The sequence below is a fragment of the Jilunia laotingensis genome (genome assembly GCF_014385165.1).
Classification (GTDB): domain Bacteria; phylum Bacteroidota; class Bacteroidia; order Bacteroidales; family Bacteroidaceae; genus Bacteroides; species Bacteroides laotingensis.
Genome location: NZ_JACRTF010000001.1, coordinates 2,184,502 through 2,197,467, shown reverse-complemented (window position 1 = coordinate 2,197,467; position 12,966 = coordinate 2,184,502). Strand labels below are relative to the sequence as shown.

Annotated in this window: 5 protein-coding genes and 1 pseudogene; 1 reads left to right on the top strand and 5 read right to left on the bottom strand. The window is 40.7% G+C overall.

The window, feature by feature from the left end:
- Positions 1–11 precede the first annotated feature (11 nt).
- The 4 genes and pseudogenes from H8744_RS08300 to H8744_RS08285 all read right to left on the bottom strand — a co-directional run.
- Entirely contained in the window at positions 12–1,136 is a 1,125-nt protein-coding gene (locus H8744_RS08300) for an aldose epimerase family protein (RefSeq protein ID WP_262434390.1), read from the bottom strand.
- Between the two features lie 14 nt (positions 1,137–1,150).
- Positions 1,151–2,134: a DUF4973 domain-containing protein gene (locus tag H8744_RS08295; RefSeq protein WP_262434389.1), complete on the bottom strand. Its 984-nt coding sequence runs from the start codon at positions 2,132–2,134 to the stop codon at positions 1,151–1,153.
- A 13-nt stretch (positions 2,135–2,147) separates the two neighbouring features.
- Entirely contained in the window at positions 2,148–4,163 is a 2,016-nt protein-coding gene (locus H8744_RS08290; RefSeq protein WP_262434388.1) for a RagB/SusD family nutrient uptake outer membrane protein, read from the bottom strand.
- 13 nt (positions 4,164–4,176) lie between these two features.
- Positions 4,177–5,151: pseudogene (locus H8744_RS08285) on the bottom strand (SusC/RagA family TonB-linked outer membrane protein); the annotation flags it as partial.
- 177 nt (positions 5,152–5,328) lie between these two features.
- Here H8744_RS08285 and H8744_RS08280 point away from each other — a divergent pair.
- Positions 5,329–6,072 (top strand): T9SS type A sorting domain-containing protein, encoded by a 744-nt coding sequence (locus H8744_RS08280; RefSeq protein ID WP_262434387.1) that lies wholly within the window; start codon positions 5,329–5,331, stop codon positions 6,070–6,072.
- A 212-nt stretch (positions 6,073–6,284) separates the two neighbouring features.
- On the opposite strand, the gene H8744_RS08275 is transcribed toward H8744_RS08280, so the two are convergent.
- Positions 6,285–12,965 carry a rhamnogalacturonan endolyase family protein gene (locus H8744_RS08275; protein WP_262434386.1) on the bottom strand — a complete coding sequence of 2,227 codons (6,681 nt, stop codon included), beginning with the start codon at positions 12,963–12,965 and terminating at the stop codon, positions 6,285–6,287.
- Between the last annotated feature and the right edge of the window lies 1 nt (position 12,966).

Below are 12,966 nucleotides of genomic sequence, written 5' to 3'. Positions count from 1 at the left end.
AGAAAACAGACTTATTTAGTAGCAAACTTATAGACACATACGTGGTGATAGGTTTCACCCGGCATCAGCACGGTTGAAGGGAACTCCGGATGATTCGGACTGTCCGGGAAGTGCTGTGTTTCTAAGGCTAAAGAAGCTCTGTACTCGTAACTTTTGCCTCCCTTTCCAATCATGGAGCCATCGAAGAAATTACCTCCGTAGAATTGAATCCCCGGTTCGGTAGTCCAGACTTCCAACAAACGACCGGACTGAGGCTCATATACAGTAGCGGCAAGTTCCAGATCATTAGCCGTCTTTCTCTTTAATATCCAGTTATGGTCATAACCATGTCCGAATTTCAACTGTTCGTAATCTTCGTTCACACGTTCACCGATCAAAGTAGGTTGTTGGAAGTCCATCGGTGTGCCGGCAACTGCAAGCTGTTCACCGGTAGGGATCAGCACTTCATTGACTGGCGTAAACTTATCAGCGTTGAGCATCAACTCATGATCGTTGACAGTCCCGTTGCCTGCGCCATGCAGATTGAAGAAAGAGTGATGCGTCAGGTTCAGTACTGTTTTTTTGTCGGTAGTGGCTGTATGAGTAATGATAAATTCATTATTATCAGTCAGTTCATACGTCATCTTTACATTCAGGTTACCCGGATATCCCTCTTCTCCATCTTTCGACAAATAAGAAAGCTCGAGTTTCTGCGGATCTTTCTGATCTACATCCCATACGACCATATCAAAACCTTTAGTCCCCCCGTGCAAGCTATTGGGAGTATCGTTAATCGGAAGCTGGTAACTTACGCTGTCCAAAACGAATTGTCCTTTATCGATGCGATTTCCGTAACGACCAATCGTGGCACCCAAAAAGCGTTCCCCCTTGAAGTGTATATATTTGTCCACATTGTCATGTCCCAATACGATATCTTCAAAATCACCATTTCTGTCGGGTGCCCATATTTCAACGACCCTCGCTCCGAAATTCGTTACTGTTATTTCTACACCGTTTTTATTTTTCAGGGTGTATAAATCAGTTGACTTCCCGTCTACTGTTGTCTGAAAATCTTCTCTTTTCATTTTTGAATACTGTGTTTCTTTAGTACAGCCACATACCAGAATGACCGCTAATATAAATAATGCATGTTTCATCTTCACTTATGTTTTTAATTCCATTCAATAGCTTGATCTTCATCCGGTATCTGAGTGTTGATCTTACGCTCCATAGTCATGATACCCTTTGCCCGGTATTTTACAGTGTAATCGGGAACTTCCAGCGTGTCGTCATATTCATATTCCAGGTTCAATGTAACATAGCGATGAATCAAGTAAGGCTGGTCAACGTCAGTAGTCTCTTCGATGTCATAAGTCGGAGTACCGATGACTTTCAGATTCAACTGCGGATCTTCCTGATCCAATGTCAGCGTACCGTCTTCATTGAACTTAACGAATATTTTAAAAGCGCGTCTGTCTTTTCGTTTTTCATCCGTTACACCGGCATAGAAGAATATGGTATTATCGTCCACCACATAAGCGGTACGATTGTTTACAACCATCGGGTCACTCGATCCTTCGCGGAAATAAACACTTGTCGTCGTGGTAGAATAGTTCCCCGAATAATCGTTGAACGGAGTCACATACAACAAAGCCTTCCGGTAGTGCTTACGCATATTGGGCTGGTAAGTATGATCGGGGTCTTCCAAAATGGTAAGGGGCAATACCCACTTGTCTACCATGTCCAGGTTCTCAAGTTTAAAGTCGATGTTCAGTAAACCCACACATTCACCGGCAGGAATATTCACAGTATAATCTGGAATCTCATAGTTCTCCGGCTTCAGCAGTTGGTAGAACAGATCATCGCGGGAATGGAAGCGTTCGACATTCAAAACATCCAGCGTATCCTTATCCAAACCGATATGAACGTTCAGGGGATTCGAAAGCATAGTAGAGCCGCTGACAATCACAGGCAATTGATAAGTCACTTTTCCCGCTTCTTTGTATTTCACGAAAATCTGCGATACACCTCCGTTATTGATAGGAGCTTTAAAAGAGATGTACTGAGCGTATTGTTCGTCCGTCCATTCATCATTACATGAAGTGAAAGTGAACAATGCTGCCATAAAAGCTAAAATAATATATTTTGTCTTCATCTTTACTCTATATTTAATCATTGTATGTCCATCCGGGGTTTTGAGTCAAACGTCTGTTGCGTTTCAATTCATCGTGCTTGATAGGCCAGAAATAAGTCTTTTCGGCAAAAGTTGTCGGAAGAGAAGGAACCTGAACCGGTACATGGAACATATCACGTTCGGACTTAGTCATCAAAGTGTTGCATCCATAGATAGGTAATGCTTCTTCTACAGCCGCATCTTTCCAACGACGCAAATCGAAATAGCGATGCCCCTCTCCCATCAGTTCAATCTGGCGTTCGCGCTTCAGGCATTTACGGAACTCGTTCACATCATCATAAGTTTCCTGAGAGAAATCGGGTACCCCTCCGCGAAGACGGACAGGGAGAATGCCTTCTCTCATTGCATTAACATCTCGCTGAATGGTATAATTCTCCGATCCATCCCATGAAGGTATGGTATACGTTCCGTTCAGTTCATTCAAAGCTTCAGCATAGATCAACAATACTTCAGCATAGCGAATAGCCGGTTCCGGTTTGGGGTCAATGGCTCCGTCTTTATCGTTCGTATCGGTAGGACGTACGAACTTCATGACACCAATTCCGGTACGAAGCCAAAACATTGTGTTGGTGCGTCCTTCACCGGTTCCTCTATAATACCAAGATGTATATTCCGTGTCCGTTTCCTTTTCAGCATTCCCAAGATGCCATACGACACCATTATAAGCAACTGAAGCGTAAAAGCGAGGTTCACGATTGACATATTGCAACGAAACTCCCGAAGTGGTTACGGGCAGATACTTTTTATCAAGACTATCCTTCTTTGTAGTAAATCCGGGCAAACGATCAGAACCGTCACCGCGGCCAATCTCTTTGTCCTTGCCCGGACAATCCTTGCCATCATTCATGTAATAAGCATCGCACTGCTTTTGCGTCATCCCATGCGTATTCCAACCTTTGGCAAAGCGGGGAAGCTGGTGAAGCACCATGGTAGCGACACTTTCCGATCCCTGATTCTGTCCACGTGTGAAAATCAATTCTGGATTGTCGGTTGCATTCAGTTCACCGTTGAACACTGCGCGATAAGATTCCATCGGATCAATGTCCTTCCATCCGTCCGGGTAATTCCTTTCCGAATATACCGGATGATAAGGGGGAACAACAGTAGCAGGATATTGCGCATCCCCCACAGGACGATAGTTGGCCGTATAAAGCCGGTATTGCTTCAATTTAATGACATCAAGGGCAGCCGCAGCAGCCTTCGCCCATTTAGATTCATCATACTCAGCAGCCAATAAGCGCTTTCCTTTATCATCGACCATCTGGGCGGCATAAGGATCTGTATTACCATTCATCAACGGACTGGCGGCAAACAGCAAGACTTTTGCACGCGCAGCCAATGCGGCTCCACGAGTCGGACGGGCAATAGAAAGCAATTCACGTTGAAGGGGTAAATCGCGAGCAGCCAACACCATTTCATTGCAGATATAATCAGCACATTCGTCATACGTGTTCCGAGGCAATGATAATGCATCATAACTTTCCGTATAATCCAATCCTTCTTCAGGCAACAAGGGTATCGGGCCGTATTTCTGCAACAATTTCCAATATAAATAAGCACGCACGAAACGAGCCTGCGCTTTCAGGTCATCACGCTCTTCTTGATTGAACTCCTGATTCATGTCTATATTTTGAAGGAATATAGATGCCTGCCGGATACCTTTGTAAGCTTCATCCCACGAATTCTGGTAAAAGCCTTCATCATATTCTACATTCTTCCATGTTTTATAACGATCCTCGCGGTCGCCAAAATACATATCGTCAGAGAAGCAGAAAGGTGTCCACTCTTTACTGGCCACATCAGCATTATAATCCATCAAATAATGATAGGCATTGGCCAACCATTCTTGTGTATAATCTCTGTTCGTGAAGACTTTTTCCAAAGTTATACGATCTTTGAACTTTTTATCATTATTCAAATAATCACTGCAGGAAGAGAAAGACAATCCCAAACATAAAGCAGCAGACAATATTGTATATTTCTTATTCATAATAACTACAGATTTATAAATTAACAGTTAATCCCAAAGTGACCGATTTGGATAATGGGTAAGCCGCACCATTGGTACTTTGCAATTCCGGATCCCACAATTTGAAACTTGAGAAAGTCAGTAAGTTTGTTCCGATACAGAAAATACGCACATTATTTAAACGTGCCTTATTTACTATTTTTTTAGGCAAAGTATATCCTAATTCCACTGTCTTCAGACGTAAATAGGCTCCATTGCGCATCCAGTATGTAGAAGGACGGTAGTTGTTGTTGTTCCAGCCATATGTCAAACGAGGATACTCCGCATTAACATCTTCCGTAGCAGGATCACCGGAAATATCGGCAGAAATCCAACGTGAAGACTTTACAACATCAGTCAAAACATTACCCCAGCCTCCATCAGCAAAAGGATAAACACCATTACCGCCAATGCAGAATGTCGACTTACCTGCACCCTGGAAATGTATATTAACATCCAAGCCATTCCAACTGGCAGAAGCACCAATACCATAAATCATGTTGGGGCGGCTAGTGGCACCAATCGCCACCTGGTCATTATCATCTACTACACCGTCACCATTGACATCCTTATACTTAATGTCACCCGGCTGGTAAGTTCCAAGGTTCTGTTTGGGGCTGTTTCTGATATCGTCATAATCTTTAAATAAGCCCAATGCAATGAAACCTCTGCTCTGATCAACACGGTGGCCTTTATTCATTTGATATTCATATACATTATAGCCCTCATCCTTTTCGAGAATCGTATTCTTGCTATAGGTAATGTTACCACGAATGGTAAGATCTACTTTTCCGATTCTTTGTCTATAAGCAAAGTTTCCATCAAAACCTTCAGACAAAACCGATCCAACATTAGCCTGCGGACTACTTGTCAAGCCAACCATAGAGGGCAAATATTCACGGGATGTGAAAATACCGTCACGTTGTTCATGGAAATAGTCGACAGTCATCGTGAACTTATCATTGAAGAGAAGATATACAAATCAATGAAGGCGAGTCCAAAGAAGTAACACATTCATATCAACTGGATGACAAATGGAAGCCGGAAAATATGTCAATAATAGCTTTTATTTATGACAATAACGGAGTTATGCAGACTACAACATGTGAAATTATAAACAACAATTATTAATAAAAAACATTTGATTATGAAAAAATTCAGTACACTTTTATTGTTTATGTTGATAGGATATTCAACAACTTATGCACAATCTATCGTATTCACCAACAATGATGAAGTTTTGGAAGATGCTACGACAGTTGTATTCCAAGCAGTAGAATATGAAGATTGGACAGGTGATATGGGCGTAAAAGCAGAAACTAATTTAAAAGACGAAGAGACACTGGAACCTATAGGAGACCAACTATATATTAAAAATCAAGGTGATTCGGATACAAAAATTTCAGTAACAGTAGAAAAATTGAATACATCCAAATTGACATGGTGTGGTGTTGATGATCAGTGTACTGAAATGAAAAATGATATCCTTACTAAAAGTACTGATCTTGGAGCAAATGCTTCAACAGTTGTACAATTAGATGCTGCTTTTACATACGGAGAGTCTGCAACCTATAAAACCAAAATTACAGTTAAAGTGGGATTGGAAGTAGTCAGAACAATATTTGTAAACTTCTTATATAACGCAGCAGGAATTTCATCTACAGAAAGCAACCATTCCATTAAAGTTGCAAATGGTGAATTCATTTATAGTTTCGACAATAACGCCAATTATCAACTCGACATTTATAATGTTACAGGCTTATTGGTTAAAAGTGAAATTCTCAACCAATCCGGTAATGTTTCGTTAAGTAACCTCTCAAAAGGTATCTATATTTACGAAGTGAAAGAGAATGGTAAACCTATCGCTTCCCACAAATGCGTAATCGAATAAAATTAAATTAAGTATAACTACTTCATCATGAAAAAGCTCCAATTCTTTGAAAAGAATTGGAGCTTTTTCATGATGTCTCTTTTGGAAATGAGCCAATAGTAAAATAGATATTCAACAGAAATCTATCCACCATATCCTCTCTCTTATTTACTTTAATGAAAAGAAACAAGTGCTTCCTGCACGCAAACACTTGTTTCTATTACCCCAAATTACTATTTGGTTATTACAACTTTCCCGACTACACTATCTACCTTTACCAAATATATACCTGTCGGTATGGCTGCGATGTTTATCCGGTAAGTTTCTTCATCATCGGTAATGCCTAAGAAAACAATCCTACCGTGGGTATCAATCAAACAAACTTCCATCTTGGCTTGCACACCTTCAATGATGAGATAAGAATCTTTAGTATGGAAACGTATTTCACCTTCGACTGCATATTCTTCAATACCAGTCGATAACAGACGTACGGTATTGGAAGTTACTTCACCACAGGCAGAATAAATAGCAGCTACTTGATATTCAAGATATTTCCCGTCATAAACTTTCTTATCTAAATAAAAAGTGGCATGCAACGGTTCCCCATTCACAAGTTCACTGTTACAATAAAGATTATAGCCCTCGAAGGTGTTGACAACAGAAGTGGTTACCCCAGACAGAGGAATACTCTGCAAACTTTCACCCGTAGCAGCCTTCGGAACAAATGCTTTTCCGTCTATAAATTCCGGTATACGCGCAGGAGTCTGTGCATACGCACGAAGACCAATTGTAATATTCCAGTTGCCGTTAATATCATTATTACTTAGAGTCTCCCAGCTTACACCATCGGAAGAATAAAGATCGCCCTTTCCAATTCTGGCAGGCCCTTCATCATATCCTAAAGGTACGGTGATCTCATTATGCTCTACATAAACAACTACTCTCAAAGATTTAGCCGTATTCACTGGAATAGGACGATCCAGAACTATTGTATTGAAACTACGTTGTCTCAACTCCGGTACATACTGCTGATAAACAAGACTGCTCCCCTCATATACCAGTAAAAACAAAGCATCCGGCACCTGATTGATATATACTTCAACCTCTGAAAGTGCCATATGGCCATAAGCTTGCAACTCTTCACCTGACCATTGAACTCCTGCAAAATAGCTCCCGCCACTAGGCATACCAGCTGAGCCATAAGCGGTTCCACTGTGCCATTTCAAATGTACAGCTTCGCCCAAAGAAGGCGCACTCCACTCCAACCGAATACCATCAGGAGTCTGTTCGCCAGAAAGTTGTCCCGGTTTCTGACAATTATTACTATACTTCACATCAATAACTGCTTTGTCACTGAAATCACTGATGCAAGAAGTCCTGTAATGAGCCTTCACCTGATAAGTGTATTCACCGGGCAACAGATTATGATCAGTATAACTAATACCACTTACCGCTTCATCATTTACCTTTTCTCCATCCCGGTAAATGTCATAACCATAAATGGCATCTATGGCATTTTCATTCAAGCTGATCGCATCTATCATGGAAGGAATAGCATCCGCATGCTGCCGAATCACAATATATTTAGTTTCAGCAGAGAATGGATAACTAAACTGTTTCCACTCTTCATTAGTAGTAATAGCGGCAACTTGAATAAAGTCGTCCAACCGATCGCCATGTGCAGAACTTAGTATCTGCAAAGTTCCATTACCATGATGATCGTCTTTGCTGCGAGCAACCAATGAGAATACGAAATTATCATCAAATCCACTTACCGGCAAAATCAGCCATGCAGTTCTTCTATTGTCCGCAGTTAAAGCCTTATTACCTTCATAAGCATCGTCCCCTGTAACTAACCAAGTATCCTCTACATTTTGCCAACCAGAAGAACTGAAAGGAGAACCGACTGTCCCCGATTCAGCACTTTCATACATCGAAGCTGTCGTAATTGCCGGATCGACAAATGACAAAATAACGTTGTACGGATAAGTAGACTGCTGTACCTTAAGCTGAATTGGAGCATCACAATTGCCTGCTTCAATAATCTCGATAGTAGCTTGTCTGGATTTGGCAGAAGTAGTACCATCTATGTAAACTGTCTCAACTTCATAAGTATATTCACCAGCCGTACTACGTACTTCTTCAAAGTAACGGAATTTCAACGGAGAATCATTCAACTTCTCTCCGTTACAGTAAATATTATATCCTTCTACTCCCTTTACTCCATCCAAATCGAGGAAAATAAAACGAGTATTAGACGGTTCCTGCAAGGCAAGTCCCAGCAAATGAAGTCCCTCTTTCGTCGTAATGACACTCATTCCTCCGGCAGATGCACCCAATTCCGGTTTGATCTCCAGATAATCCGCCAGATCAATACGCCCGGTCTGTGTACCGGTCCTATAATCATACATACATATGGAATATGGATTCTCATAACCCTGTTCAAAAGCATAAAGGACTCCATTATAATAGGCTGTTCCCGCCGCTCCTTTATAAACATTTGCACCACCCAATTTAGCTCCTTTCTTATTAACATATATACCTGTTTCCCAATCACCGACTTCAAATCCCCCACGTCCTTCATCCAGATCGGGTATATAAGTAAGGTGGCGTGCTATTTCGGAAATAGACAGGGTATCACTAAGAACCTTGTTCTCCATATCCACTTTATATATGAAACTATTGCAATCCGAAACATAAAAGTCCGTTCCGTCAAAAGCCAAATTACGTATCCCATTCAACTGGTTATTAACATCAAAGCTCTCGATAAAGTCTCCGTTCAATGAATATTTATTAATAGTACCTTTAGCCTTAAATAAAGATGTATAAATATATTCCCCATCAGAAGCAACAGCCATCTCACTGGGAAAATGCCCACGGAACATATGAACAAATTCAGGATAGTTTTCCTGACAAGTTACCGGTATGCGAGTAAGGTCAATAGGGAATGAGCTTTCTGTAGCCAACGGAAAATTCCAGCGTAAACGGATCGTGCGATTTAACTCTACATCCGCTTTCAATAATGAAGGAGCATGCGGCATTCCTATCTCGATAATCTCAGCTTCAGCAATATCACTTAAACCGGATTCGCCACCATTCTCATATAGAGTAGATACCTGATAAGCATAAATGCCAGCCTGTCTCACCTCATCCGAGAAAGTTCTTTCCTTCACAACACTACTATTGATCTTCGCACCATTACGGTATACATTATAACCGGCCGGAATTAAATCAGTCGATCCATTGGAAGGTGACAAGTGAATTGAAATATTGAAGTTGCCATCAATTCCTTCATAGTTAGCAGGATACCATTCTTTCCCATCCATCGAGATAATATTTCCTTTCCCATCAACCGATGCAGAAGCATCCATGCCTATCGGATGCATACCAGCTTCATGCATAACCAAGAAAGTTACTTTATAACTGTATCCCGCTTCTATATGAACCGGCTCATTCAATTTAACCATGTTGTACTCACCATACCGAATATCGGAACTTTTAATCTGCTGTGTCAAAATGCAATCATCATCCTTATACAGCTTCAAAGAAAGTGCCAGGCAACGTTCTTTTATAAATACGCTGACCTCATCAAGAGACATTCCCCGATAAGCGATCAAATCTTCATACTCCCATAAAGTTCCTGCCCAAAAGTATCCACCTTCACCAATTCCGAATGATTCCTCATTTGTACCACTATCCCATCGCAAATCTACCGGAGTCTTTGTTTTTTCATCAGGCAATTGCCACGAGAGAAACACCTGACGATTTTGCTTCACACTGGAAGTCAACCCGGTCGGTGAATAATAGGGAGCCCCGAATTTGATCGTAACAATCGCTTCATCCGAATGTACGGACTCTTTATTATTCGCATAAACAGCCGTTACGGTATATTTGTAATTTCCATGCAACAAGTTCCTATCCAAATATTCAGTAGCATTAATAACTGACTCATTCACTCTCTTTCCATTACGATATATATAAAAGCCAACCGGCTGTTTATTCGTACTTCCTTTTTCCCAGGTCAATTTCACATCCGTATTCCCCTCACCTGTTGCTGAAAGTCTAATAGGACGCGGAGTTTCGGAAGCTTCTGTAACAGTATATTTTACACTCAATTTTTTTATACCTATATCTGGAACAGAATATAGCGAAAGATCGGATGTATAGCTTTGTCCTACCTCACCGTTACGAGCATCTATAGCCACAGTCAGTTTTTGTTCCTCCCCAGCTTCCAATGTACCACTCTTAGGAGTGTAAGACAACCAGCTATTAACATCACAAAGGTTATAAGCAAAAATTCGTGATGGAGACTGCTGTAAAACTCCAAGCAAAGTCAACGTACCGTCTTTAAAACTTGTCGTAGCTTCCATTCCTGTCAGGTAATTCGGCCCTGTAACATAATTACCAACTTTATAACCGGGAATATCCATTGTAGAATGAGTGGAAACAATCTTGCGTGTATTAATATTATATTGTATGATCTGCGTCATATCCATACTATTATGCCCGGAAGTCTCTTGGCTACTAAACCAAAGATAAGGACCACCCGGAGTTATATTATCAAAGGCAGATCCGGAACTGCTGACTTCCATTTCCGTAGATATATTACGGAAACTTACCTTAATGTTCCCTTCACGGTCAACCCGGCCTATTGAATTGTATCCTCCTACCCAGAACTGATCATTGCGCGAATCATAACTACAATGGGTAATCTCCAAATCGGTTTGATCACTGATAACAATTTCTTTTATCAACCGTTTATTGCGCAAATCCAACTGGAACAGTGTATTGGTTCCATCACTTCCATAAAAATATTGTCCATCGAATGCCAAGTCATACAATTTATAATACATACCCGAAATAGAGAATTCTTCAATAAAGTTTCCTTCTTTATCATACTTAAAATATTTACCCAAATAAAACCAAGAAGCGGTATAAAAATTCTCACCGTCAAAGGCAATGGAAGACTGTAAGTCACTCGATGCATTAAAAGAATGCTGCACATCCCATCTGTGTTCAATACTACCTGAATTTGCTTCATATAAAGGTGCTAGATTCCATTTAACTTGTCCATCTCCGTCATTTTTCAGGGTAATCGAACGAGTTGTCGTTTGTTCAGCTTTCAATTCAACTGAAAGATCTGCATTATCGACCTTCAAATCGGGACGTGTCAATGTAGCAGTAAACCTGTTATCTGTATCATTTTGTACTTCCCATGTTTCTTTATAAGCGTTATAGCCGTCTTTCGAAATAACGACTTCGTATTTTCCCTTTTCTATTTTTGGGAAATTAATCACCCCATTGGCACTCGTCATCGCTTGGATAATTGCTCCATGATCGGCAGTCAATGTCACCAGACATCCGGAAACTGTAGCTCCTGATTGCTTGACTGTCATTTGAGCAGTAGTCCATTGCGGATTCCAAATCTTAATATCATCTACATACCAATAATCCAAATAAAAAGCCTCATCACCATGTGCCCTGAACCGTATACGGAACATTTCCCGTCCTTCTAAATAATCTTTCAAATCAAATTGTTCGGCACGCCAAGTGAAAGTTCCCTCCTCATTACAGAAGTATTTCACCCGTTTCCAGTTTTTATTATCCACAGACAACTCTACGGAAAGAGTATCACCGTCTATACTCCTATAATTAAGTAACCGCAATTCAAATCGCAAAAACGTATTATCAGGATCAACCGTTCTGAGTTCACGTGTAATGAGTGACTGAGAATAATTTTGAAGACGCGAATAGGCATATGTAGCCGCTGGATCTACCAAACCATAAGTAAAATAATCTATTTTCCAATTATTATCATTTCCCTCTTCATCAACAGGAGTACTCCACTTATCCGGATCCAATGTCCAATTGCTGAAATCATCTTCAAAAGGCAATAAGCGGGTATCGGGTACCTTAACATCAAGTAGTTCCGAATGTTCTGATTCACTATTATCCGAATAAACGCAACTGACCGCATACCGATAATCACCGAATTCAGGTACATTATCCGTATAAATAATCTGTTCTATCGGCATCTGATTCACTTTTTCCCCATTTCGATAAATATTGAACCCAATCAGTTGCTTATCTTCCGACTTGACCTTCGGACGTATTTTATTTGTTCCGATAAAGATGTCATCAATCAAAAGCATAAAAGCATCATCGGATACACAGTTGATCATCACATATTTAGCATTTTTAGGGATGGTATACTGCATAAGTGTCCATTCTACCGGAACCTCTTCATAAGGTAATTTAGTCACATAAGTAAAATCCGACGGACGCTTACCTGTAGTGGAGTAACCCACACGGACACGTTCCAAACCATCTCTATCACTATAAGTCTTTGCTTGAAAACTGATCTGAAAATCTTTTGAAAATTTCAATTCAGGCGAAATTATATAATCGTTATTTTGAGTCGTAGCACAAAATGCAACTAACATCTTCTTGCCCGAAAATGGTTGAATATTCGGCCAGTCACTTGTTGAAGGAGCCGTTTGTGAAGGATTCATGATAATAAATGCCATCTTCTGCCCTTGATTAGGAAACGAAGCTGCCGACCAAGTATAAGTGTTGGCATTATCCTGATCCAGATAATCCCAACCGATGCTTCCGGGCGAGTTTATAACAAAATCGGAATGTCCTTCAAAGTCATCAAAATAACCATCCATCGGTTCAGGATTATTCCACTGTATGGTCACCGCCTTCTCATCGACACTCACCGTATGAAGCCCATAAGGGATTCCATCCTCTGCTCCTGCCAATTGAATGGGTGTTGGAGCCGGTGCCCCCTGTTCAACCGGAGGCGTAGCCGGATGTTTAGGTAAAATCTTCAAATTCTCCGGTTCATTCGCAGCATAAGCTAAAAAACAGCCAACAGCTACTATAGGAAGTAAATATTTAATGTATTTCATA

Excerpts from the sequence above, each read along its gene's own strand:
- H8744_RS08290 (WP_262434388.1), bottom strand. The coding sequence starts at position 4,163 with ATGAATAAGAAATATACAATATTGTCTGCTGCTTTATGTTTGGGATTG.
- H8744_RS08280 (WP_262434387.1), top strand. The coding sequence starts at position 5,329 with ATGAAAAAATTCAGTACACTTTTATTGTTTATGTTGATAGGATATTCA.
- H8744_RS08300 (WP_262434390.1), bottom strand. The coding sequence starts at position 1,136 with ATGAAACATGCATTATTTATATTAGCGGTCATTCTGGTATGTGGCTGT.
- H8744_RS08295 (WP_262434389.1), bottom strand. The coding sequence starts at position 2,134 with ATGAAGACAAAATATATTATTTTAGCTTTTATGGCAGCATTGTTCACT.
- H8744_RS08275 (WP_262434386.1), bottom strand. The coding sequence starts at position 12,965 with ATGAAATACATTAAATATTTACTTCCTATAGTAGCTGTTGGCTGTTTT.